At 62.9% G+C, this 24,277-nt stretch carries 25 protein-coding genes; 6 read left to right on the forward strand and 19 right to left on the reverse strand.

What is annotated here, in order from left to right:
• Positions 1-35: 35 nt before the first annotated feature.
• Positions 36-1,232 (forward strand): acetyl-CoA C-acetyltransferase, encoded by a 1,197-nt coding sequence (locus M3I56_RS07710; protein WP_254353275.1) that lies wholly within the window; start codon positions 36-38, stop codon positions 1,230-1,232.
• A 48-nt stretch (positions 1,233-1,280) separates the two neighbouring features.
• On the opposite strand, the gene M3I56_RS07715 is transcribed toward M3I56_RS07710, so the two are convergent.
• Both M3I56_RS07715 and M3I56_RS07720 read right to left on the reverse strand, forming a co-directional pair.
• Positions 1,281-1,451 carry a rubredoxin gene (locus tag M3I56_RS07715; RefSeq protein ID WP_008917747.1) on the reverse strand — a complete coding sequence of 57 codons (171 nt, stop codon included), beginning with the start codon at positions 1,449-1,451 and terminating at the stop codon, positions 1,281-1,283.
• 33 nt (positions 1,452-1,484) lie between these two features.
• Positions 1,485-2,687, reverse strand: coding sequence for a cytochrome P450 (locus tag M3I56_RS07720; RefSeq protein WP_254353276.1), 1,203 nt, complete (start codon positions 2,685-2,687; stop codon positions 1,485-1,487).
• Between the two features lie 154 nt (positions 2,688-2,841).
• Here M3I56_RS07720 and M3I56_RS07725 point away from each other — a divergent pair, with 154 nt between their 5' ends.
• Positions 2,842-3,747: an SDR family NAD(P)-dependent oxidoreductase gene (locus M3I56_RS07725; protein ID WP_254353277.1), complete on the forward strand. Its 906-nt coding sequence runs from the start codon at positions 2,842-2,844 to the stop codon at positions 3,745-3,747.
• A 75-nt stretch (positions 3,748-3,822) separates the two neighbouring features.
• Here the strand turns inward: M3I56_RS07725 and M3I56_RS07730 are convergent, their stop codons facing one another.
• The 6 genes from M3I56_RS07730 to M3I56_RS07755 form a co-directional block, all read right to left on the reverse strand.
• The gene (locus M3I56_RS07730) at positions 3,823-4,653 is read right to left on the reverse strand and encodes a CoA ester lyase (RefSeq protein ID WP_254353278.1); all 831 of its coding nucleotides are present in this window, start codon (positions 4,651-4,653) and stop codon (positions 3,823-3,825) included.
• A 64-nt stretch (positions 4,654-4,717) separates the two neighbouring features.
• Positions 4,718-5,575, reverse strand: a complete 858-nt coding sequence (locus M3I56_RS07735; RefSeq protein WP_254353476.1) for a MaoC family dehydratase N-terminal domain-containing protein — start codon at positions 5,573-5,575, stop codon at positions 4,718-4,720.
• An 8-nt stretch (positions 5,576-5,583) separates the two neighbouring features.
• Positions 5,584-6,738: a serine hydrolase domain-containing protein gene (locus tag M3I56_RS07740; protein ID WP_254353279.1), complete on the reverse strand. Its 1,155-nt coding sequence runs from the start codon at positions 6,736-6,738 to the stop codon at positions 5,584-5,586.
• A gap of 50 nt (positions 6,739-6,788) precedes the next feature.
• Entirely contained in the window at positions 6,789-7,559 is a 771-nt protein-coding gene (locus M3I56_RS07745; RefSeq protein ID WP_254353280.1) for an enoyl-CoA hydratase/isomerase family protein, read from the reverse strand.
• A complete protein-coding gene (locus tag M3I56_RS07750; protein WP_254353281.1) occupies positions 7,556-9,157 on the reverse strand; it encodes a GMC family oxidoreductase in 1,602 nt (533 codons plus the stop codon). The genes M3I56_RS07745 and M3I56_RS07750 overlap by 4 nt, the downstream gene beginning before the upstream one ends.
• A gap of 114 nt (positions 9,158-9,271) precedes the next feature.
• On the reverse strand, positions 9,272-10,516 hold the full coding sequence (locus M3I56_RS07755) for a cytochrome P450 (protein ID WP_254353282.1): 1,245 nt from the start codon (positions 10,514-10,516) through the stop codon (positions 9,272-9,274).
• A gap of 164 nt (positions 10,517-10,680) precedes the next feature.
• Between M3I56_RS07755 and M3I56_RS07760 the strand changes: the two genes are divergently transcribed.
• From M3I56_RS07760 to M3I56_RS07775, 4 genes are all read left to right on the forward strand, one after another.
• Positions 10,681-11,409 (forward strand): TetR/AcrR family transcriptional regulator, encoded by a 729-nt coding sequence (locus tag M3I56_RS07760; protein WP_254353283.1) that lies wholly within the window; start codon positions 10,681-10,683, stop codon positions 11,407-11,409.
• A gap of 137 nt (positions 11,410-11,546) precedes the next feature.
• A complete protein-coding gene (locus tag M3I56_RS07765; protein WP_254353284.1) occupies positions 11,547-12,809 on the forward strand; it encodes an NAD(P)/FAD-dependent oxidoreductase in 1,263 nt (420 codons plus the stop codon).
• A 21-nt stretch (positions 12,810-12,830) separates the two neighbouring features.
• Complete coding sequence (locus M3I56_RS07770; RefSeq protein WP_069268796.1) at positions 12,831-13,151, forward strand: 2Fe-2S iron-sulfur cluster-binding protein; 321 nt, start codon at positions 12,831-12,833, stop codon at positions 13,149-13,151.
• Between the two features lie 5 nt (positions 13,152-13,156).
• A complete protein-coding gene (locus M3I56_RS07775) occupies positions 13,157-13,933 on the forward strand; it encodes an SDR family oxidoreductase (RefSeq protein ID WP_254353285.1) in 777 nt (258 codons plus the stop codon).
• A gap of 52 nt (positions 13,934-13,985) precedes the next feature.
• On the opposite strand, the gene M3I56_RS07780 is transcribed toward M3I56_RS07775, so the two are convergent.
• The 11 genes from M3I56_RS07780 to M3I56_RS07830 form a co-directional block, all read right to left on the reverse strand.
• Entirely contained in the window at positions 13,986-14,564 is a 579-nt protein-coding gene (locus tag M3I56_RS07780; protein WP_254353286.1) for a nuclear transport factor 2 family protein, read from the reverse strand.
• Positions 14,561-15,391: an SDR family oxidoreductase gene (locus M3I56_RS07785; protein ID WP_254353287.1), complete on the reverse strand. Its 831-nt coding sequence runs from the start codon at positions 15,389-15,391 to the stop codon at positions 14,561-14,563. Before M3I56_RS07785 ends, M3I56_RS07780 begins: the two co-directional genes overlap by 4 nt.
• A gap of 17 nt (positions 15,392-15,408) precedes the next feature.
• Entirely contained in the window at positions 15,409-16,551 is a 1,143-nt protein-coding gene (locus tag M3I56_RS07790) for an acyl-CoA dehydrogenase family protein (protein WP_254353288.1), read from the reverse strand.
• Positions 16,552-16,553: 2 nt separating this feature from the next.
• Positions 16,554-17,756 (reverse strand): acyl-CoA dehydrogenase family protein, encoded by a 1,203-nt coding sequence (locus M3I56_RS07795; protein WP_254353289.1) that lies wholly within the window; start codon positions 17,754-17,756, stop codon positions 16,554-16,556.
• A gap of 78 nt (positions 17,757-17,834) precedes the next feature.
• Positions 17,835-18,620: an enoyl-CoA hydratase/isomerase family protein gene (locus tag M3I56_RS07800; RefSeq protein ID WP_254353290.1), complete on the reverse strand. Its 786-nt coding sequence runs from the start codon at positions 18,618-18,620 to the stop codon at positions 17,835-17,837.
• 31 nt (positions 18,621-18,651) lie between these two features.
• Entirely contained in the window at positions 18,652-19,545 is an 894-nt protein-coding gene (locus tag M3I56_RS07805) for a crotonase/enoyl-CoA hydratase family protein (protein ID WP_254353291.1), read from the reverse strand.
• Between the two features lie 37 nt (positions 19,546-19,582).
• Complete coding sequence (locus M3I56_RS07810) at positions 19,583-21,112, reverse strand: class I adenylate-forming enzyme family protein (protein ID WP_254353292.1); 1,530 nt, start codon at positions 21,110-21,112, stop codon at positions 19,583-19,585.
• A gap of 34 nt (positions 21,113-21,146) precedes the next feature.
• Positions 21,147-21,962 carry a 2-oxo acid dehydrogenase subunit E2 gene (locus tag M3I56_RS07815; protein ID WP_254353293.1) on the reverse strand — a complete coding sequence of 272 codons (816 nt, stop codon included), beginning with the start codon at positions 21,960-21,962 and terminating at the stop codon, positions 21,147-21,149.
• 49 nt (positions 21,963-22,011) lie between these two features.
• A complete protein-coding gene (locus M3I56_RS07820; protein ID WP_254341490.1) occupies positions 22,012-22,242 on the reverse strand; it encodes a lipoyl domain-containing protein in 231 nt (76 codons plus the stop codon).
• A gap of 44 nt (positions 22,243-22,286) precedes the next feature.
• Positions 22,287-23,279, reverse strand: a complete 993-nt coding sequence (locus M3I56_RS07825) for an alpha-ketoacid dehydrogenase subunit beta (RefSeq protein ID WP_254353294.1) — start codon at positions 23,277-23,279, stop codon at positions 22,287-22,289.
• A complete protein-coding gene (locus M3I56_RS07830; protein WP_254341494.1) occupies positions 23,276-24,262 on the reverse strand; it encodes a thiamine pyrophosphate-dependent dehydrogenase E1 component subunit alpha in 987 nt (328 codons plus the stop codon). Before M3I56_RS07830 ends, M3I56_RS07825 begins: the two co-directional genes overlap by 4 nt.
• Between the last annotated feature and the right edge of the window lie 15 nt (positions 24,263-24,277).

The raw sequence follows: 24,277 nt of genomic DNA on the forward strand, positions 1-24,277 counted from the left end.
AATCAGAATCTCGAAACCCTGCAAGGAAATGTCCCATGAAACGCGCAGCAATTGTGTCCCCCGTACGAACGCCCGTCGGCACCTTTGGCGGTAGCCTGCGCGGTGTCTCCGTCGAAGAGCTCGGCGCACTCGTTGCGAACGAAACGATCCGGCGAGCGAGACTCGATCCCGCTCGCATCGACGACGTCGTGTTCGCGCAATCGTATGCGAGCAGCGAAACGCCCTGCGTGGGCCGCTGGATCGCGCTGCAGGCGGGCCTGCCCGTGGAAGTGCCGGGCATGCAACTGGACCGCCGCTGCGGCGGCGGCCTGCAGGCGCTCGCCACCGCGGCGATGATGGTGCAGACTGGCGCCGCAGACGTGGTGCTGGCCGGCGGCGTGGAAAGCATGAGCAACATCGAGTACTACAGCACGGACATGCGCTGGGGCGCCCGTTCGGGCTCCGTCCAGTTTCACGACCGTCTCGCACGCGGCCGCGAGCGCTCGCAGCCCGAATCTCGCTTCGGCTATATCTCCGGCATGATCGAGACGGCGGAAAATCTCGCCACCGACTACGGCATCAGCCGGGAGGCTGCCGACGAATTCGCGTTGCGCAGCCATCAGCGCGCGGCGGCGGCGTGGGAGTCGGGCCGCATGGCCGAAGAAATCCTTGCGGTCAGCGTTCCCCAGAAGAAGGGCCAACCGCTCCTCTTTTCCAGGGACGAAGGATTCCGTGCAGACGCCAGCATGGAAAGTCTCGGCAAGCTTCGCGCGTTGACGCCGGGCGGCACGGTTACCGCGGGCAACTCCAGCCAGCAGAATGACGCCGCGGCCGCTTGCCTCGTCGTCGCGGAAGACCGCCTCGAAGCGCTCGGACTCGAACCCATCGCCTGGCTGACCGGCTGGGCCGCCGCCGGCTGCGAGCCGTCACGCATGGGCATCGGACCCGTGCCTGCGGTCCAGAAGCTCATGGCGCGCACGGGCCTCACACTCGACCAGATGGATCTCGTAGAAGTGAACGAGGCGTTCGCATGCCAGGTGCTGGCAGTCCTCAAAGGCTGGAACTGGCACGATATCGACCGGCTCAACGTGAACGGCTCCGGCATATCGCTCGGCCATCCGATTGGCGCAACGGGCGTGCGGATCATGACGACGCTCCTGCACGAACTCACGCGCCGAAAGGGGCGTTATGCGCTCGAGACCATGTGCATCGGCGGCGGCCAGGGTATTGCCGCAATCTTCGAGCGCGCTTGACACTGGGCGACGAAGCGCACGGCCTGGCGCGTGCGCATACCCTAACCCTCAGGCCTCCACCTCGACCATCACGAAGTCGGCCTTGGTCGCGCCGCACTCGGGGCATGCCCAGTCATCCGGGATGTCTTCCCAGCGGGTGCCGGGCGCGATGCCCTCCGCAGGAAGTCCCGCTGCTTCGTCGTAGTAAAACCCGCAAAAAATGCACTGCCACTTTTTCATGATCGCTCTGTGAGTCGTTGAGTTGGAGTTGTTTCAGGGCGCTACATCCCAGGCGAGCGGCAGATAAAGCATGCCGTTGACGGAGCCCGAGCCGCATCGTGGCCTGTCGTCTTCGCGAATGCGGAAATCGGGAATGCGTTTGAGCCATTCCTGCAGGAACACCTTGATCTCCGTGCGCGCGAGAAACGATCCGGGGCAGCGATGCGGCCCGTTGCCGAAAGCCGCGTGCATCACCGGCTTGCGCGTGAGGTCGACGGCAAGCGGGTTGCTGAACTTGCGGTCGTCGAGGCCGAACAGAGAGTTCGGCAACTGGATCTGGTCACCCTTTTTGAACTGGATGCCTTTGTATTCCATGTCCTGAGTAATGAGTCGCGCGGTATTCGCCACGCCAAAGCGCCGGATCAATTCGTCGACCGACGACACCATCAGTTCCGGATTCTCGATGAGTTGCTGCCGGTGCGCCGGATTCTCGGCGAGGAAACGTGCGATGAAACCCATCAACGACGCGACGGTATCCAGCCCGCCGAACAGCACGACGATGAACATGCCGAACATGCGCTCGGGGCTGATCGGCTTGCCGTCGATCTGCGCGTTGACGATCAGGCTGACCAGGTCGCCGCCCGCCTGCGCCTTGCGCTTTTCCACCCAGGTGGCGATATAGCCGCCAAGGCGGTGCTGGGATTCGATGCGTTCTTCGAGATTGCCGCGCACGGCCCACTCCGCCCATTCGAGCAACTGCTCGCGATCGCTCAACGGAAGATCTGCGAGACGCAGGAAAATCACGATCGGCAGGATCTTCGAGAACTCCGAGACGAACTCGCATTCGCCGCGCGGAGCGAGCTTTTCGATCAACTCGATTGCGAGGCTGCGCACGTCGCTCTCGAGCGATGCGATTGCCTGTGGAAGAAAAGCGGGCGTGATCAGGTTGCGGTACGCAGTGTGCTCAGGCGGGTCGAGTTCGAGCGGCACGAGCCGCGACTCGTTGAGCGGCGGAATGTTGACGCTTTGATGCGAGAAGCGCGTATGGTCCTTCTGCATCGCCTCGATATCTTCGCCTCGCGTGGCGATCCAGTGGCCGCCATAGTAAGGGGACCACACGATGTCGGGCCCCGCGTGCAACGATTTCCATGCCAGATGAACATCGTCTTGTGCGCCAGGCGGGTTCATATAGTCGAAATCGACCACGAGTTCTCGCGGAACGTGGTCTGGCACGGTCCAGCCTTTCGTATCATTCATCTTGCGTCTCCTTTCATTTCGTCGTCTTCAAATGGATGAATCGCCACACTCCGCGTCAACACGCTAGCGTTCATATTATGCAACGTCGTTCAGTTTTGCTATTATACCGAGGCGAGCTTTTCTACATCAACGCCTGTATCGAACGGAGACAAGAGTGAGCGATTTCGTCAAGGACAAGGTGGTAGTGGTAACGGGGGCGGGTGCCGGCATCGGGCGCGATTTCGCGCTGCAATTCGCGGCGAACGGCGCCAAGGTCGTCGTCAACGACCTCGGTCGTAACGCCGAAACCGGCGAATTCGCCGCACAGCGCGTTGTCGCGGAAATCAAGGAGGCCGGCGGACAAGCGGTTGCCTCGACGGACAGCGTCGCCGAATGGGATTCGGCCCAGAAGATCGTGCAGGCCGCGCTGGACACGTTCGGCCGCATCGACTGTGTGGTCAACAACGCCGGCATCGTGCGTGACCGCATGTTCTTCAACATGAGTCTCGACGAGTGGAAGGCCGTGGTCGACGTCCACCTGAACGGGTCGTTTTTCGTGGCGCGTGCTGCGGCTCCGCATTTCAAGGCCCAAAACGGCGGCAGCTTCGTTCATATGACCTCCACGTCCGGTCTGATCGGCAATATCGGGCAAGCCAACTACTCGGCCGCCAAGATGGGTGTCGTCGGTCTGTCGAAGTCGATCGCGCTCGACATGGCCAAATTCAATGTGCGCTCTAACTGCATCGCGCCGTGGGCATGGACTGCGATGACGGCCTCGATTCCCTCGGAAACGCCCGAGCAAAAGGCACGCGTCGAGATTCTCAAGCGCATGGAATCCCGCAAGATCGCGCCGCTTGCGGTGTACCTCGCCTCCGACCAGGCCGCCAAGGTTTCGGGCCAGATCTTCGGCGTGCGCGCCAACGAAATCTACTTCTTCAACCAGATCCGCATGATCCGCTCGCTGCATCGCGACGGCGGCTGGACGCCCGAAGCGATTGCCGAGCAAGTCATGCCGGCGTTCGAGTCGAGCTTCTTCCCGAACGTGCCCTCCATGGCGCTCACGCCGTGGGATCCGGTGTAAGCACGGTTGAACAACGCCCGCGCCACATCTTTCGGTGGTGGCGCGGGCGGCGCAGTGGCCGCCCCGCAGTTCTCCTTACCTTTCTACCGAACCGCGCACGTTTTCGGTCTTTTCGGACAAGCCGACGATGCGTCTTGCCTTGAGCAAGACCGGCAAGTCCACCATCCGTCCATCCACGGACACTGCCCCGCCTTCAGCGCGCTCGTACGCCTCGACGATTCGCCGCGCCTTGGCAATTTCATCTGCGCTCGGGCTGAACGCAGCGTTGACCGCTTCGACCTGGCGTGGATGAATGCACAGCTTGCCGCCGAAACCCATCGATCGCGCCTTCGACGAGTCCTCCGCAAGTTGCCGTTCGTCATCGATCGCCACGGTTACGCCATCCACCGGAGACGGAATTCCGGCTACACGCGAGGCCAGTACGATGCGCGAACGCGCGTGCAGCAACGCATCCCATGAACCATCGCAATCGAGATCGAGCTCGAAGTCCACCGAGCCGAAAATGAGCCTCTCGACACCGGGCATGCGCGCCACTTCCAACGCGTTCCAGACGCCCATGGCGGATTCGATGATCGGCCATATCGGCTTCTGCGCTGCCGTCGCGACAGCGGTCAGCGCTGCCGAATTCTCCGCCTTCGGCAGCACGATGCCATCGATACACTCAGACGCCGCAAGCGAGAGGTCATCCTCGAACCACTGAGTGCCAGCGCCATTGATGCGCAACAGCACGCGAACAGGCGCAGCCACAAATGTTCGCGCGGCATCGGCGACATGTGCGCGCGCTGACGCCTTATCCGCGTCGACGACGGCGTCTTCAAGGTCCACGATCACCGCATCGGCCCCTGCCGCGAGCGCCTTGGCGAATCGCTCGGGCTTGCTCCCAGGCACAAAAAGAAACGAACGCATAACACTCCAGTTCAGGGCCCGGTCCGCGGACGATCAAACACGTTGGCGGACCGGATTCATCACATCAGGCGAGCACGGCCGATGCTTCCATACGCAACGATCCATCGCTGCCCGAAATCCACAAGCCCACTTTGCCGGGGTCCAACTCGTCCCGCTTGCCGCAGACATAGAAAGGTGCCGTGTCCACCACTGGCTTGATCGCGCGAAACGAGAACGATCCCACGCGCGCACCCGGCAATTCGGATCTCAGCGAGTCCATGAGTAGCGTGGCAAGCAGCGGGCCGTGCACCACGAGCCCCTCGTATCCCTCCTCGCTGGTCGCGTATGGCCGATCGTAGTGAATACGATGACCATTCAAGGTAAGCGCCGAATAGCGAAACAGCAGCACGGGATCGGGAACGACCTCGCGCGCCCACTGAGCGCCTGCGGGCGCAGCCTGTGGCGCAGCCGGCTTTTCGCTCGCGGCCGGATGATCGCGATAAACGATATCCTGACGTTCGACGATCGCGAGTCCGGCTCCGTCGCTGACCTCGTGCTTGACCTTGACGAACACGAGATCGCCGGTGCGTCCCTGCTTGTGCGCAACGCTCTCGATGCGAGAAAGACGCGCAATCGCGCTGCCCGCCTTCAGCGGCCGCAGAAACTCGAGCTGACTGCCCGCCCACATGCGCCGGGGCAGGTCGACAGGCGGGAGGAAACCGCCGCGCTTTGGATGGCCGTCCGTACCGACCATCGACTGACGATGAACAGGCAGAAAATAAAGCCAGTGCCACAAAGGTGGCAAATCATCGCCAGCCGCTGCAGGCGGCTCGTCGCGGTCGAGCAAGGCGCCGAGCGCCGCCATCGGCGTGAGAGTGACCTCGTCCCGCACTTCCTCGGTGCGTCCGGTCCATTGCTGCAAATGCGCGATATCCATGACCATTGCGACGATCACTCCAGATCCAGCGCTTCACGAATCGCAACGGCGATCGGAAGCAACGGATCTTCTTCCGGCGTGGTCGGGTTGAACAGCTTGTTGTGGCAGATCGCCACCGCGAGTCCCGTATCGGGGTCCGCCCAGCCGATCGAATTGCCCTGCCCCGGATGGCACAATGCGCGCGGCGAACGCGCCGCCGTCACCGGCGGATGATTGCCGCCGAACCAGAAGCCGCCGATTGTGATCGGAATCGGAAAGCCGAACATCACCGGGTCCGGCTCTTCGCTGTTGGCGCGCGGCGTATTCAGCGTGGCCACGAGTTCCTTCGAAAGGATCCTCACGCCGTCCAGCTCGCCGCCGCATGCCAGCATCGCCCAGAAACGCGCTTCACTACGCGCATTGAAGATCCCGCCAACACCCGCCACTTCGGCGCGCCGTACGTCCGGGCGCTCGAACACGTGTGGCGTCAACGCGACCGGCTGCGGCATCGAGCGCAGGAACAGCGGCGGCAGATATTCCGCGGGAACTGGCACCATTGCATCGGTAAGTCGAGCGATGCGCGGCTCGACTTCGTCGGGAATGCCAATCCAGAGCTCGTCTATACCGAGCGGCTTCGCAATCTCCTCCTGAACGAAGCGGCCCAGCGAGCGCTTCTTCGGGTCGGCGCGTCGCACCAGCTCGCCAACGATCCAGCCGAAGGTCATCGAAAGATAAAGCGTCTTCGTGCCCGGCTCGGCGAGCGGCTCCAGGTTCGCGATGGCGCGCGTCATCCATTGCCAGTCGCACATCAGTTCCGGCGTCACGCCGTCCGGCATCTGCGGCACGCACGCGCGGTGAGTCAGCACATCGCGTACCGTCGTCTTGTCTTTCCCGTGCGCACCGTACTCCGGCCAATAGCGCGTGACCGGCGCGTCGTATTCGATGAGCCCGCGGTCCGCCAGGATGTGCAGCGCGGTTGCCGCGACTGCCTTCGTCACCGAATAGACGTTGAAGAGCGTATCGCCGTCAACGAGGCGGCCGGTGGACGGATCGGCCACGCCGCTCCATGCGTCGATCTCGAGCCTGCCATTCAGATAGGCCGCCACCTGCACACCGATCTCGCCGCCTTCCTGCGTCGCGCGGTCGAGCGCCTGTTGAACGATTGCATTTCGCCCAGCTAGTGTTTTCACTGCCAGATCCATATCGTGTCTCCCATTCGTGAACATGTCGCTTTGACGGACTAGGTCTTGCCAGACTGCGCGGCAATGCCGGCGAGCCCTTCGAGCGCGAGTCCGTAGCCCAGTTCGTCGGCCATGCGACGCTTGAACGGCTGAGCAAAGACCGCGCGGGTATAACGCAGGGTTTCGATCGGCTTCGCCGCGAGGCCGCAGGCGATCTCCCAGGCGCGATCGAGCAGCGCTTCCTGCGCGACGACTTCGCCGACCACGCCAAGCTCCCACGCGCGTTGTGCCGTCATACGCTCACCAGTGAGGAGGAAATGGCGAGCGCGGTTATGGCCGATCAACATCGGCCAGACGATCTGCACGCCATCCGCCGGCACGACGCCGTGAACGAAGTGCGCCTGGTCCGAGATTTCGGCGTGACTGGCCGCGAGCACGATATCGGACATCACGAGCAACTCGGCGTGAATGAGCGCCGGGCCGTTGATCGCGCCGATAACGGGAACCGGAACGTCCAGCAGTTGCATGAGCAAGTCCTGCCCCTCGCGCTGCAGGCGCGGCCAGATTTGCGCAAGCGGTCCCGACGGAAGCTCGGCGTAGTTCATGGCGTCGCAGAACGCATCGCCGGTGCCCGTCAGGATCACTACGCGATTTTCGAGGTCGCGTGCGATCTGATAAAACGCCTCGCCTAGCTGAGTGTGAATGCTGCCGTCGAGCGCGCCCCACTTGAGCGGGCCGCCATCCGTGTGCAGGCGTACCTGTAGAACGCCATCGCGCCGCTCGAATTCAATGTTCGCAAAGCGCCTGCCGTAGTCCTCGAGATGGCTCATCGTGCATCCTCGAGGATCAGGCCGGCGGCACGCCATGCCATCGCCATCATGGGGCCATTGGTGTTGCCGGAGATCATCGTGGGCGTCACTGAGAGATCCATCACGCGCAGGCCTTCAACGCCCCGCACGCGCAAGCGCGAATCGAGCACGGCAAGCGCATCGGAGCCCATCTTGCAGGTGCCGCAAGCGTGATAGCCGGACTGCCCCTCGCGCCGGTAGAGGTCGAGAATCTCGGCGTCGGTCTGAACGGCGGAACCTGGACGCGTCTCTCCATCGAGCAGGCTCGCAAGCGGCTCGGCGGCCAGCACGTTGCGCATGAGGCGGAACGCGTTGACGGCCATCCGCTGGTCGTACGTATCGGCAAGATAGTTCGCAACGACTTCGGGCGGCACGCGGGAGTCCGCCGACTGGATCCTCACGTGTCCCTCACTGCGCGGACGCAGTGGATAGCTGAAAAGCTGCATGCCAGGAAACGTCTCGAACGCATAGCTGGCCGCGCCGAAATCCATCGAGTACGGCGCCATCATCAACTGAACGTCGGGGCGCTTCGCGTCCGGAGCAGTCTTGACGAAACCGCCCACCTGATAGGAGCCGAGCGACATCACGCCACGGCGGAACAGGAAATACTGCATCGCGTTGCGCCACAAGCGCAGGCCGCTGAACTGCCGGTTCTGCGAGTCGCGCCAATGCCGCAAACGCGCCTGCACCATATACAGATAGTGCTCGCGCATGTTGAGCCCGACGCCCGGGCTCGCTGCCACGACCGGAATGCCAAGCGACTGCAGATGGCCGGGATCGCCAATGCCCGACAACTGCAAAAGCCGCGGTGACTCGATCGCTCCAGCCGACAGCACGACTTCGCGGCGTGCACGGTAAACGATCTGCTGCCCCGCGCTTTCGCATTGCACGCCTGTTGCGCGCGTGCCGTCAAACACGATTCGCGCGGCCTGCGTCGCAGTAACGACCGAGAGGTTCTTGCGCGAACGCGCGGGCTTCAGAAAGGCTTCGGCCGAGCTTTGCCGCTGCCCGTTGCGTATCGTGTAGATCAGATAGGCCACGCCCTCGTGATCGAGCCGGTTGATATCCTCCACGCGCCGAATGCCAAGCGACCGGCACGCCTCGAGAACAGCGTCGCCAATGCGGTTTCGCTGTGCATAGGGCGAGACTTTCAGTGGGCCGCCCGAACCCCGCAGTTCGTCGGCGCCCAGCGCGTGATCTTCGATCTGCCTGAAGCACGGCGCCAGGTTTTTCCAGCTCCAGCCCTCCACGCCCAGCTCGCTCCATCCGTCGTAGTCCTCAGGATGTCCGCGCATGTACACCATGCCGTTGATGCTGCTCGAACCTCCGAGCATCTTGCCGCGAAGCCAGATTTCATTGCGGTGCCCGTTGCCGTCGTCGGGCTGCACGGGGATGAACCAGGCGTGAGCCGGATCGCCCAGCAGCTTTCCGAATCCCTTTGGCATCCGGATCAAGGGACTGCGGTCCTCGGGCCCTGCTTCAATTAGCAGCACCGTATGGCGCCCGCTTTGCGAAAGACGGTTGGCGAGCACGCAACCTGCGGCGCCCGCGCCAACCACGACATAGTCAAACTCCGTCATCAATGCGTTCTCCACCGTCGGTGCGCGCCGGGCAACTCAATACGCGAGCTGCCCAGCGGCACCTGCCTTGTCGGTCGGCCTCGTGAAAAGCCCATGAGGCCGGCTTTGTTCTGATTAGCCGAAGACGACGGGAATCGAATGCGGGACGCGCATCATGATGCCGTTGATCTGCGGAGCCTGCGCGGCCGGATCGAGACGAAGATTGGGCAGGCGGTCGAGGATCGCGTTGAGCGCGCGCGTCATCTCTACACGCGCGAGATGTTGACCGATACACACGTGCGGTCCATACGCAAACGCGAAATGGCGGTGAGCCGGTTTGCGGTAGATGTCGAACTTGTCCGGATCGGGGAAGCGGCTGGGATCGCGATTGGCGCTGCCCGCCAGCACGTCCAGAAATGCGCCTGCGGGAATCTCGATGCTACCGAGCGTGACGTCACGCGTCGCCATGCGCGACTGCATCAACACGGGACCGTCCCAGCGCAGGGCCTCTTCGATCGCCTGCGCGACCAGCGTACGATCCTGGCGCACCGCTTCGAGCTGTGCCGGATCGCGCAGCAGTGCGAGCAGCAGCACGCTGGTTGCGCGATAGGTGGTGTCGCCGCCCGCATTCACGAGTTGGCGCAGGAACGAAATGACGACCTCGTCCGGCAGCAATTCGCCATCGACTTCCGCGGTGGCCAGCACGCTGACGAGATCGTCGCCCGGCTTGCTGCGGCGCGCCTCGACGAGTTGCGCGAAATAAGCGCCCAGCTTCGTCGACGCCTCCACGCCGTGCGCTACGTCGATCGACACCAGCGTTTGCGCGATCGCCAGCTTGTGGAAGATCTTCACGTCCTCCGGCGGCAACGCGAGCTGGCGGTAGATGATATTGAACGGATAGTGCAGCGTGAACTCGTTGACGAGATCCGCATGCCCGCGATCCACGAACTTCGACATCAGTTCGTTTACCACAGGATCGACCAATGTGTCGCCCCATGCCGCCACCGTGTGCGGCAAAAATGCTTTCTGAAAAATGCGGCGGTAGCGCGGGTGCTCTGGCGCGTCCATCGTCGAAATGCTGCGTCCGAAGCTGATGCCGATATTGCGCTCGTAAGACTTGTTCGAGTACGTCGCCGGATCGCCCAGCACCTGCGATACCTCGTCGTATCCGAATACGCAGTAGTGCGCGACATCGGACATTGTCAGGTCTGCGGCACCGCCCATCAGCACACGATAATCCCCTTCCTGAACCGTGCCTTTTTCGCGCAGCTCGGCAATGCGCGGATACGGGTTGGCATCGGCTCCGTAAGCGAGCGAATCCTCGAAAAAGGGATTGAACGTCGGATCGTCGAAGTCTTCAAGTCGCAGCGCGCCAGCCATGTTTCCCGTCTCCGTTAGTCGTTCGATTGCAGGTGCACGGCCTTGCCGTTTGTACCTATAGTTGAACTATGTTCGATTTTGCACGATTGTGCAAGAACGTTTTATCATTCGGTTGAAGGGCCTCCGGCGCTTGACCGGTTTGCGCCCGCGATGAAAGGGAAACTATGTCGTCGAGGAATACCCAGGCCGCCAGCAGCCCGGCAGTCGATAACAAGGAGCCGCGCGCTTCGGCTCGCAGCACAACGCCCGAGCGCATTCTCGATACGGCCGAAAGGCTGTTCGCGATGCACGGTTACTTCGGTACGTCGATTCGCGACATCATGCAGGGCTGCGGCATGGAACTGAGCCTCGCGCGCTACCACTTCGGCAGCAAGGACGCCCTGTTCCAGCAGGCGATAGGCCGCCGCGCGGCCGTGATCTGCCAGCAGGTGATCGGATCGCTGGAAGCGGCGCTCGCTCCGCTGCATGGCGAGTGGCCCGATGTGGAAGCCATTGTGACCGCGCTTTCCGCGCCGGCCTTCGCGCATCTGAAAAGCGGCGACCCGGGGTGGCAAAACTACCTGCGACTGCTGACCCAGATCGGCTGCCTGCTGGAGCGCCCCGACCTCACGGCGCCGTTCTACGACCAATACGCGCCAGCGGCGGCGCGCTACCGCGACGCCTTCGCGAAGGCGCTGCCTGGCGCCACGCGGGAAACCGTCGAACTCGTGCAGCATTTCGTCGAGTCCGTGTTTCATCTGGTGCTCAACGAGCTGTACGCGAAGGAAGCACGATCCGGTACGCGCGCACTTACGGCACCACATATCGAGCGCATGCGCACCTATTTGATCCGCTTTGCGGTTGGCGGCATCGAGGCGATGGTCAACTCCCCGCAGGACCAACGGGGTGCGTGAGCGGGGTTGATGAGCGGGGTTGATGAGCGGGGTTGATGAGCATTGACAGCCGCGCCGACCGTCGTTCACAATTTGGAACATCATTCATAATAACTGAGGCCGCAGCGAGCGCGGCCATGCGAGACGGAGTTCGCCTTATGACAGCTGTAGACGCAGAAAACACCGCGCTGATCGTTGGGGCGGGTCACGCTGCGGGAGAATGCGCGACCGCGATCCGCGAACAGGGTTGGACGGGGCGCATCGTGATGGTGGGGGAAGAACCGCATTTGCCGTACCAGCGGCCACCGCTTTCGAAGGCATTCCTTTCGGGCGAATCGACCGCCGAGCAGCTCTACCTGAAACCGCTTTCGACTTACGACAAGGCACGCGTCGAGTTCATTCCGAATACGCGCGCGGAGCGCATCGACCGTGACGCGAAGCGGGTCACGCTCTCCAGTGGCAGCGAAATCAGCTACGCGAAGCTCGTTCTGGCCACCGGCGGCCGCGCGCGGCGGCTCGCGCTGCCGGCTATCGAAGCCATCGAGAAGCTGCAGAATTTTCACTACCTTCGCACGCTTGATCACGTCGCGCGCATTCGCAACCAGTTTCATGCGGGCTCGCGGCTCGTGATCATCGGCGGCGGATATGTCGGCCTCGAAGTGGCCGCCGTGGCCGTGAAGCGCGGCTTGCATGTCACCGTGCTCGAGGCATTGCCGCGTGTGCTCGCGCGCGTCACCGCGCCCGAGCTTTCCACGTTCTACGAGAAAGTGCACCGCGAGGCCGGGGTCGACATCCGCACGAATGCGATCGTGAGCAGTTTCGAACTCGACGCGTCCTGCGACGCCGTCGCCGCAGTGTGCTGCGCGGACGACACGCGCGTCGCGGCGGATCTCGTCATCGTCGGCGTGGGACTGGAGCCCGCCACCGAACTCGCGCAGGCCGCGGGTCTCGCCGTCGACAACGGCATCGTGGTGGACGAGCATACGCGTACCTCCGATCCGGATATTTTCGCGGTCGGCGATTGCACCAACCATCCCAATCCCGCGCTCGGCCGCCGGCTGCGCCTGGAGTCGGTGCCGAACGCACTCGAGCAGGCCCGCACCGCCGCGGCGTCGCTGTGCGGCAAGGAGCGCGTCTATAACAGCGTGCCGTGGTTCTGGTCCGATCAATACGATCTGAAGCTCAAGATGGTCGGGCTGTCCCAGGGCTACGACGAACTCGTCCTGCGCGGCAGTCCCGAAAGCCGCTCGTTTTCGGCGTTTTATCTCAAGGATGGCGTGATGCTCGCAGCCGACACGGTGAGCCGTGCGCCCGAATTCATGCTGGCAAAGCGGTTCGTCGCCGAGAAAATTCCGGTTCGTGCGGCCGATCTCGCCGACGAGTCGATCCCGTTGAAAAGTCTGCTTCCCCAGTCCAACTAATTTTTCAGAGGTCCAGAAGCCATGCCGCTCATTCGATTCATCCAGCCGGACGGCAGCGAAGCCAGCGTAAGCGCCAACGTTGGCGACTCGGTCATGCAAACCGCGGTGAACAACCAGGTCCCGGGCATTCTCGGAGATTGTGGCGGCAGTTGCAGTTGCGCGACCTGTCACGCCTACGTCGACGAAGCCTGGCGCGGCCACATGCCAGCGGCCGAGTCCTACGAAGTCGACATGCTCACCTGTGCGATGGACGTGCGCGAAAACAGCCGTCTGACGTGCCAGATCTTCATGACGCCGGAACTGGACGGCCTGGTGGTGCGTCTGCCCGGCTCGGCAGCTTGAGCGTCATGACCACGACCGCTACCCGCACGACGCTGATCACCGGCGCGGCTTCCGGCATGGGCGCCGCGCTAGCCCGGCATTTGACCGCACTCGGCGAACGGGTGATTGGCGTCGATCTGAACAATGCCGATGTGTGTTCGGACCTCGCCGACCCGGCGGAACGTGCAGCGCTCGTCGCGCGCGTGCAGGAGATTGCGCCATCGATCGACGCGGTGGTCGCGTGCGCCGGGGTATCTCCCCCCGTGGCCGGCGATACGCTGGTGTCGGTCAACTACTTCGGCGTTGCGGACCTGCTGCCGCGCCTGTTGCCGCTCCTGCATCGCGCGAGGCAGCCCCGCGTCGTGGTGATCTCTTCACTGGCCTCGCTTCATCCCGTCGATACGCGCCTCGTCGAGTTGTGCCTCGACGGCGACGAAACCGCCGCGCGGGAACAGGCCGCAAGAATCGGCGCGCAATGCTATGCGTCGTCCAAACGCGCGCTGACGCAGTGGATACGGCGCACGGCCGTGCTGCCCGGCTGGGCGGACCAAGGGGTGTTGCTGAACGGGATCGCGCCAGGCATTGTGAAAACGCCGATGGTCGCGCCGCTGCTGGAAACCGCCGAGGGCCGCGAGGCGCTTGCAGCGGGTGTACCCACCGCCGTGCGGGACTATGCGAGCGCTGAGCAGATCGTTCCGCTCCTTGCGTTCCTCGCCAGTCCGGCCAATGGCTACATGGTGGGCCAGGTTCCCTTCGCGGACGGTGGCGCCGACGTGCTTTTGCGCGGGGAAGCGGCGCTTTGATGCACACGCCCGCGCGCTAGCGCCGAAGGCGCAAACACGATTACGGCGGCGCTTACGGCGCCTTCGTCAACGCGTCGATGGCGGGTTGTTCGCTCCTGCTCCAGAACGCCGCCCACGTCGGAAAGCCCTGCGGGAGACGCGGCTGGTAACGGTCACCCTCATATTTGCCGGGCCAGTTCTGGAAGCGCGGCGCGCCGGGACGTGCGAGCCAGTCCGTCGAATACCAGTGCTGCTCTTCGCGGCGCTCGAAATACCACTGCCCGTCGCGCCGCACATAGTGATCGAAGTAACAGATCGCCATGACCACCCACGAGCCGTTGTCCTCGTGCTCCGCGCGGCAATATACGCTGCCCGTCGCATGGTCGGCGTCGATGAAATCGACCGCGTGGCCGCAGATCTGGTGGATGCTGCGATAAAAGCCGCGCAGGATATGTTCGGACCCGTAGAACGTTTTCAGCGCAGCGCGCCCCACGCCCCAGCGGCCGCAATTGACGTCTTCGGCGAACAGTTGCACGAGGCTGTCCAGATCGCGCGAATCGACCGCGAGCGCGTATCGAACCGGCAACTGCTGAATGGCGAGTTGCGCCTCGACGCGTTCGACACGCTCAAGAAGGCTGGCGTCCGTCGTCATGCCGCCCCCGTCGTAGCGTTGGCTGCGGCCGAGCGCGCGCGGATTTCATCGGCATAGTAAGGCTGGTGCGAAAGCAGTCCGCCGTCAACGTTGAATACCTGGCCCGTGACGAACGCCGCTTCATCCGAAGCGAGATACACGACCGCGTGCGCAATGTCCTCGGGCAGCCCGAGGCGAGGCGTGAGATGGTGGCTCAACATCATTTCCCCGAGTTCGCCCGCGTAGTACGCCTGAGTCACCGGCGTGACGATCAGCCCGGGAGCGATCGCGTTGCACCGTATGCCCTCCTTGCCGTGCTGCGCGGCAATGTAGCGCGTCAAATTCTCGATGCCGGCCTTGCAGACGCCATAGGCGCTGTACCCCAGCGCACCTGCCTGAGCCGAGCCCGAAGAGGTATTGATGATCGAACCGCCGCCGCGCGAGCGCATGAGCGGCAGCGCGCGCCGCGAAGCCAGCATGGTGCCGCGAAGATTGATGCGCATCGTGTCGTCCCACACCGCGACGTCGACCGCCTCGACCGCCGCATCGACCGTACTGGAAAGCGACGTGGCGGCGGCGTTGTTGTGCAGGATATCGAGGCCGCCCCAGGCCTCGAGCGTGAGATCGAACAACGCCTCGATCGAGCTTTCGTCGCCGATATCGACACGCGCAGCAACCGCCTGGCCGCCCGACTCCTTGATACGGCGAACCTGCTCCTGCGCGCCTTCGAGATTCAGATCCGCCACGACCAGCAAGGCGCCTTCCTGCGCGAGCCTCACGGCACAGGCAGCGCCGATACCCGAGGCGGCCCCGGTCACAATCGCAATCTTGTCTTTCACGCGTTGCACGATCTGCTCCTCCGGGCTCACGCCGTTACCGGTGTGCGGTTGCTTGCCGCAACGCGGTCGAGATGAAAGTCGATATCGCCGAACATCTTTTCCATCATCGCCATCTTGCGGAAGTAATGTCCGATCGGATATTCCTCGGTCAACCCCATGCCGCCGTGCAACTGGATACCCTGCGCGCAAACGAAGCGATTGGCGCGCGCGGCAACGGCCTTGGCCGCCGAGATGGCGCGGCTGCGTTCGGCAGCCGGACGGTCCAGGTGCGCAATTCCGCAGTACAACATCGAGCGCGCTTCCTGCGTGGCGACGAACATCTCCGCCATGCGGTGCTGCAATGCCTGGAACTTGCCGATGGGCTGGCCGAACTGCGAGCGTCCCTTGATGTACTCCGAAGTGATGGCCATCACCGCCTCCATCATGCCGAGACTCTCGGCCACGCTCGCAAGGACGGCGAGTTCCGTTGCCTGCGTGAGCACCTCCAGCGCGCGCTCCGGTCCGACGATCAGCGCATCGTCGCCGACCTCGACGTTGTGCAGATCGATATCCGCCGCACGCGAACCGTCGAGCAGGCGATACGGCCGGCACGTGACGCCCGCAGCGCGACGGTCGACAAGAAACACGGCAACGCCTTGCGATGCGCTTTCCACTCGCGCGGTCACGAGCAGTTGATCTGCCGACTCACCGGCCACCACCAGCGTCTTCGCGCCGCTGATGAGATACCCCGAGGAGGTTCTACGAGCATGGGTTCGCTCATGGCAACCCACCTTGTAGCGGCTGCCCGCTTCACTATCCGCGAGCGAAAGCAGCAACTTGCCTTCGATGACAGCGGGCAGCAGCGTCTCGGGCTGTGGCTGCGAGTCGCCTCGCTCGATGATCGTGGCGCAAAGCAGCGCCGTTTGCACGACGGGCTCGAGCGCCATGCCGCGGCCGAGCGCCTCCATCAGGATCGCCATTTCGACAAACGAACACCCCAGTCCGCCAACATCTTCCGGCATGGTCAGTCCGAGCCAGCCAAGCTCCGCGTATACGCGCCAATGCTCGCGGCTGAAGCCCTCCTGCTGCGCCGCGATGTGCGTGCGCGCCTCGAATCCATACTCCTGATGGACGTAGCGCTCCGCGCCATCCTTCAGCATCAATTGTTCTTCGGAGAAGTTGAAGTCCATGGCTACAGTCCGAATGCGAGTTTCGCAATGATGTTCTTCTGCACTTCGCGCGCACCGCCGTAAATGGTGGATGCGCGCGCGATGAGATAGCCCGACGTGCGGCCGCCCACGTAATCTGGCCAGTTTTCGTCGACCGCAGGATCGGCGTGCGCGACGCTGTGGTCGTCGAAGCGCATTACGCGGGGACCCAGCGCGTCCATCTGTAGCTGCGTCACGCGCTGCTGCATTTCCGACCCGCTGATCTTCAGTGCGGACACCACGGCATCGAGGTTGCGCTCGCTCTTCTCTTCGGCGAGGATGCGCAGCACCGACCACTCGAGCGCCATGAGATCCGTTTCGATCTCCGCAACCTTGCGCGCGAACCCGGGCGTATCGACCAGCCGCACGCCGTCGACCATCTCCTGAGCGGCGATGTCCTTCGCGCGCTGCAACTCGCGTTTGTTGAAGTACAGGAACGCGCTTGTCGTGCGCTCCTTCTCCAGCAGGTACTTCGCATAGGTCCAACCCATGCCCGCCTCACCCACGAGATGCGCCTTCGGCACACGGACGTTCTCGAGGAACACCTCGTTCAGTCCCCTGCCGCCTTCGATTGACACGATCGGACGCACGGTAATGCCCGGCGTGTCCATCTTGACGAGCAGGAACGAGATGCCTCGCTGCGGCTTGACCGTCGTATCGGTCTTGACGAGAAAGAATCCCCAGTCAGCAATCGTGGCGTCGCTCGTCCAGATCTTCTGGCCGTTGATGACGTACTCGTCGCCATCGAGTACCGCCGTGGTTCTCAATCCGGCGAGGTCGGAGCCCGCGTTCGGTTCCGAGAAGCCCTGGCACCAGAATTCGTTGCCACGCAGGAGCGGCTTCAGGAAGCGCTCTTTTTGCCAGGCCGAGCCGAACGCGATGATGACGGGCGCGACCATATGCGTGGACTGCCAGCTGTAGTCCATGGCGTCGGCGTTGTACAGCTCTTCCATGAAGATATGCTTGCGAAACCCGCTCCAGTCGGTGCCGCCATGCTCGACCGGCAAATGGGGCGCACCCCAGCCGCGCTCGTACAGAATGCCCTGCCACTTGCGAATATCATTGCGCGCAGGCGGATGCACGCCAACGCGCCACCGGCGTGAAATATCGGCGGGTGCATGCTCTTTGAAGAACTGCCTCACTTCCCGACGAAACGCTTCGTCTTCCTTACTGTATTCAAAATTCATGTTTCCCGACTCCTGAATCTCTTACGCACCCGTATATCAGACTGGCCGGACCCGCCCTGCTCGTGCGGGCGCCCCAACTCAGCGGCCACGGAAGGCAGGCGCTCGTTTCTCTCTCGCCGCCAGCCGGCCCTCCGCCGCGTCTTCCGAATTCACCGCGAGCGCTACCGCGTTCAGTTCCTGGGCCAGAAACTCCTCCATGCTTGCGGTGTTCAACCGGAACAATTGCTTCGTCAGGCCAAGCGAAAAGGTCGGGCCGGCCGCGAGTTCGCCGGCCAGCTTCGCGGCTGCCGCGTCGAGTTCGCCGTCCTCGACGAAGTGGCTGGCAAGACCCATATCGAGCGCTTCCTTGCCTGTCAGCCGGCGGTTCAGATACATGATTTCCTTGGCGCGAAACTCACCGCAATGACGCGCAAGCAGATGCACCATGCCGCCTTCGGGCAGCGTGGCACGCATCAGGAATGCGGGAATGAACTGCGCCGTATCGGAAACGATCAACTGGTCCGCGCACAGCGCGAAGCTCCATGCAATACCCACGGCAACGCCCCGCACAGCCGCGACCATCGGCTTATTCAGGTTGTACAGCCTCAGCGCGATCTTTTGATACACCGCCATCGATGCGCGCGCATGCGCAACGCTCATTTGCGGCGGCGTGGCGCCGCTGCCGCTGCCTTTGATGTCGGCGCCCGCGCAGAAAGCGCGGCCCGCGCCGGTGAGAATGACTGCGCGAATCTCCGGGTCCTGCTCGATGCGATCGAGGTGGCCGAGAATCAGCTCGAGCATTTCCGGCGTCAGCGCATTGAGCTTCTCGGGGCGGTTCAGGCACAGTGTCGCAACCGCGCCATTCAATGTGAATTCAACGTCCATGATGTTCGGATGTTCGTTCGAGTTCGGTTCGTCAACTGCCACGAGCGTGCAGGCGGATCATCCCGTCGCCGAAAGGCTCGTCGCGGCGCTTGAGCGCTTCCTTGAGCCCAACCGCTTCCATATCTGCCTTAAACTGCGCGCGGCGCGGTCCCTGGCTCTGGTGAGCCCGCGAGTCGTTCTCCACGGCGAGCCGCTGAAGCGTGCGCGAACCGGCCAACTCCAGGCCGATGTTGACGATGCGTTTGTTGGCCGCCAGCAGATCGGCGTCGACGAAAGACAGACGGCGTGCGAGTTCGCCCACCTCCGCTTCGAGTTCCTCCGCCGGCACCGCGTCCATGACGAGGCCGATCTTCGCCGCGTCACGTCCCGTGAGCGAGTCTCCGGAAAGCAGCAGACGTTTCGCCCACTGAGGACCAACGTGATAGAACCACATGTGCGCGGGGGGGGAGCCGTTGGCGCGCGTGGCGGGAAAACCGATTCTCGCGTTGTCGGCGGCGATCACCATGTCGCATGCGAGCGCGAGATCCGTGCCACCTGCAAGACAGTTGCCGTGAACCTGCGCGATGATCGGCTTGTGGATTTCGGCCATCAGATTGACCGTCTCCGCCTGCCGCTCCATCGACCAGCAGTCGTCGTCGAAACTGCGAATCGTGCCGCGATACTCGCCTGGATCGACGGCTTCCGTCGCCCGGTCCGTATACGTCGTCACGAGGTCGTAGCCCGCACAGAAGTCGCGGCCAGCGCCCGAAAGCACGATCACGTTGACCGACTTCAGATCGTCGGCTTCGAGCAATGCCGCCTTCAGTTCCTGCAGCAGCGGATTGTTGATGGCATTGCGCTTGTCCGGGCGATTCAGCGTGATGCGCGCAACGCGCTCCGCGACTTCGAACTGTACGCACTCCGTACTCTTTAGCCATTTGGCCATGATCGGTTCTCTCTGAATGAAGCGATTGCCGGTTCAACTACGCAAACTGCTTGCGCAAAATCACCTTGCTGATCTTGCCTGTCGGCAACCTCGGTAGCTCGTCGACGAACGCAATGGCTTTCGGGCACTTGTAGCTCGCGATCAGATCGCGGCAGAATTCGATCAGCTCGGCTTCGCTGGCTTGTTCGCCCCGGCGCAAAACGACGATCGCCTTGACACATTCGCCCCACTTCTCATGCGGAACCGCGATCACGGCCACGTCGATGACTGCGGGATGCTGCACCAGTGCGTCCTCGACTTCACGGCTGTAAATGTTCTCGCCGCCCGAAATGATCATGTCCTTCTTGCGGTCGACGAGGAAGATATAGCCGTCCTTGTCCTGATAGCCCATGTCGCCGGAGCGATACCAGCCGTCTCGCAGTGCTTCCACCGTCGCGACGCTGTTGTTCCAGTAGCCGCTCAATTGCGTCTGCGAGCGCAGCCATACCTCGCCCGGCTGGCCTTGCGGCAAGTCGTTGCCGTGGTCGTCGACGATGCGTAGTTCGATGCCGGGACACGGCCGCCCAACCGATGCGAGGCGCCGAACCTGTTCCGGCGAGCCGTGCGGCTTGACCTCGTGAGAAGGCAACCAGCATGCGTTGCTCTCGGTCATGCCGTACTGAACCGAAAACACGGGGCCGAGCACCTGAATGCCACGCGAAAGCAGCGGCGCAGGCACGGGTGCCGCCGCAGTAACGATGTTCTCGATGCTCGATACGTCGTAGCTCGACAGTTCCGGCACGTCGAGCACCGCCTGAAGCATGGCGGCCACCATGAACGTGAAGGTGATACGTTCTTCGGCGATCGTTTCGAGCATCTGCTTCGGCTCGAAGCCGCGATGCACGACCGTCGTGCCGCCCATCCAGGCCACAGAATTAACGAAACCAATGCCGCCGACATGGAACGCCGGCGTGGTTTGCAGCACGCGCGTCTTGCCGGAGAATTCCGTGACGAGCGCGCAGCTTTCCGCGGTCACGCACATGGCGTGGTGCGTGCGGACGACGCCCTTGGGACGCCCTGTGGTGCCGCTCGTGTACATCAGGTAGGCGTAGTCTTCCGGGTTCGAACGGATCGGCGGCCCTTCCAGCGGGCCCTCGTCCATCACCGTTTCGAATGAAACAGCCCACTGCGGCGCGTCGCCGATGCAGATGTACTGCTCGATTTCCGGCAATTGCGAACGCAGCCCATCCACGACATCCGCGTACTGCGCCTCGAAGACGAGCGCCTTGGGCGCCGCATCCTTGAGGATATAAAGAATCTCCGCTGGCGCCAGCCGGAAATTGACGGTTGCCAGAATGAAGCCTGCCCACTCGCATGCGCGGTAGCTCTCGTAGTACTCCGCACAATTCATCGCGAGGATCGCAACCCGATCCTGACGCCGCAGCCCGCGCTCATATAGCGCCCCCGAGAAGCGGCGCGCGCGCTCCGCCAGCTGAGCGTGCGTCAAACGGCGCTCAGCGTACACGAGCGCCGTGTGGTCGGCATGCAAGCGAGCGTTTCGCTCAATCATCTCGCCAAGGGTTCTCATTTCAGTCCCGTCGTTGTTTTGTCACTTCGTTCTCTTAGCCTGCGAGCGCCTGCGGATCGGCCAGCACGGTCCCGATGAATGCGGCGAAGCGCGCCGCATCGGCTCCATTGATGACGCGATGGTCGTAGCTCAGCGAAAGGGGCAACATCTTGCGCCAGCTAATACCGCCGTCTTCCGCGGGCGTGGCCGCCAGCCGTGTTTTGGTCACGCCGAGAATCGCCACCTCCGGCGCATTGACGATAGGCGTGAAGCCGGTACCCCCAAAGCCGCCAAGCGAGCTGATCGAAAAGCAGCCGCCCGACATCTCCGCCATCGAAAGGCCCTTTTCGCGCGCCTTCAGGGAAATCGCCGCGAGTTCGGTTGCGAGTTCCTCGACGCTCTTCTTGTCGCAGTCGCGCAGCACCGGCACGAGCAGTCCAAAGCGGGTGTCGACAGCGACTCCAATGTGGAAATACTTCTTGAGGACGATGTTCTTGCCATCGCCGTCGAGCGAGGCATTGAATTGCGGGAACTCCTGCAAGGCGCGCACCACCGCCTTGATGAGAAACACGAGCGGTGTGAGCTTCACTGCCGCATTCGCCTCGTTGCGCGCCTTGCGCCAGGTTTCGAGCGACGTGATATCCGCATCGTCGTGGTGCGTCACATGCGGAATCGTCAGCCAGTTGCGTGACAGGAAAGCCCCTGTGAGCTTCTGGATGCGCGAGACCGGCTTGACCTCCACCTCGCCGAATTCGGCGAAGTCGACCTGCGGCCAGGGCGGCAAATTGGCACCAAATGCGGGCGTTACGGGTTCGCCGGGTCCGGCATTCGCATTGGCCTGCGGCCGGTTAGCAACGGATTCGACACTCATCGCGGATGCCTCTCAAACAACCTTTAAGTACTTGACGGCGTGAAGCCGATCAGCCGATTTCCGCCAGCAGCGTGCCGACGGGATACACTTCGCCAACCTGCGCAACGATGCGCAGCGTGCCCGACGCAGGCGACTCGACTTCCTGAATCGATTTGTCGCTCTCTAGCGCGTAGAGAATCTGGCCTTCGTTCACGGTCGCGCCGTCTTCGGCCAGCCATTCGGCCAGCGTGCCTTCGTTCATCGAAAAACCCAGTTTGGGAAGCAGAACTTGTGTGGTCATGACCTTGCTCTATTGATAATGAAAATCCTTGGGGTGCGCCGCTGTTATTTCAGCGTGGCGCGAACCGCCGCTTCGATTTCGGCCACGCCCGGAACGAAGGCGTCTTCGAGCGGCTTGGAGAACGGCACGGGGCAGAATTGCGCGCCGACGCGCTGCACCGGCGCCTTGAGTTCGCGGAAAAGGGCTTCGTAAATGCGAGATGCGATTTCCGCACCCACGCCGAACGGCTTGACCGCCTCGTGCACGATGACGGCGCGCCCTGTTTTAGCGACCGAAGTCAGTATCGTTTCGGTATCCAAAGGAGAGACAGTGCGCAAATCGATCACTTCACAGGCAATGCCGTCCTTCGCAAGCGCCTCGGCCGCAACCATGACCTCTTGCACGCGGCGGCTGTAGCTGATCAACGTCACGTCGGTGCCTGCGCGCACCACGTTGGCCTTGCCAAGCGGAATCGCCACGCCGCGCTCCGGCGCATTGCCCGGATTCCAGTAGGTCGGCATGTTCTCGATGAAGAGGCACGGGTCGTCGTCGCGGATGCAGGACAGCATCAGGCCGTAGGCATCGGCGGGGTTGGAAGGCACGACGACCTTGATGCCCGCAACGTGCGCGAACCATGCCTCCAGGTAGTCGGCGTGCTGGCCGCCCGTGCCGAATCCCGCGCCCGTCATGGTGCGAATGACAATCGGCACGTTGGTCTGCCCGCCGGACATGAAGCGCAACTTCGCGGCGTGATTGACGATCATGTCCATCGCGACCGTCGTGAAGTTCATCAGCATGATTTCCGCAACGGGACGCATGCCGACCATCGACGCGCCGATCGCCGCGCCAATGATGGCCTGCTCCGAGATCGGCGTCGAACGCACGCGCGACGTGCCGTATTTCGAAGAGAGTCCCTTCGTCACGCCGACAATGCCGCCTTCCTGACCATCGGCAACGTCTTCACCCAGCACGATCACATTGGCGTCGGAGGCCATTGCGTCGTCGAGCGCGTAGTTGACGGCCTGGATGGTGTTGATGTTCGTGGGTGCCTGGCTCATGCGATCACCTCGTCCTTGAAGATGTCGCGCCGAAGCTCCGCAACATCGGGATATTCGCTCGACAACGTGAATTCGACAGCAGCATCGATCTGCGCCTCGTGATCGGATTCCATCGCGGCCAGTTGCTCTTCGGTTGCGTGCTTCGCGTCGATGAGCCACTGCCGGAAGAGCGGCACGGGGTCCCTGGCGACCCAGGCCGCCTTTTCGTGCTTGTCCATATACGCGTCCGGGTCCCCGAACACGTGCCCTTGAAAGCGAAAGGTATTCGCTTCGATGAGCGTCGGCCCGCCGCCGTTGCGCGCGCGATCGACCGCCTCGTGTGCCGCCTTGTGCATCGCGATCGGATCGTTGCCGTTGACCGTTACGCCGGGCATCTGATAAGCGACGGCACGTTGCGCGATATTCGCCACAGAAGTGCCGTAGGCGTATTTGGTGTGCTCGGCGTAGCCGTTGTTCTGACACACGAAGATCACCGGCAACTTCCATACGGACGCCATATTCAGCGACTCGTGGAAGGCGCCGATATTCGAAGCGCCGTCGCCGAAATAAGCCACGGCCACCCGCGGCTCGCCACGAATCTGCGCTGCAAGCGCGAGACCGTTCGCAATGGGCATCGAACTGCCCACGATACCCGTGGTCACCATGACGCCGGATGCGGGATGGGTGACGTGCATCGGGCCGCCCTTGCCCTTACAGGTGCCCGTCACGCGGCCGCCGAGTTCGGCCCACAGTTCCTTGAGCGGCACGCCCTTGGCGATCATGTCGTGAACGCCGCGGTAGATCGTGCAGATGTAGTCGTCGTCCGTGAGGCACACCGACATCGCCGAGGGAATCACTTCCTGGCCGCGCGGCGAGTAATACGGCATGACCAGCCTGCCGGACTTGATGACAGCACGAAAGCGCTCATCGTTCTGCTTGATGAGTACCATGCGCCGGTATATATCGACCAGGACTTCACTGCTGGGCGGCTGATAGGCATTCATTCGTATCTCTCCTGT

This window comes from Paraburkholderia sp. CNPSo 3281 (genome assembly GCF_024206515.1).
GTDB classification, from domain to species: domain Bacteria; phylum Pseudomonadota; class Gammaproteobacteria; order Burkholderiales; family Burkholderiaceae; genus Paraburkholderia; species Paraburkholderia nodosa.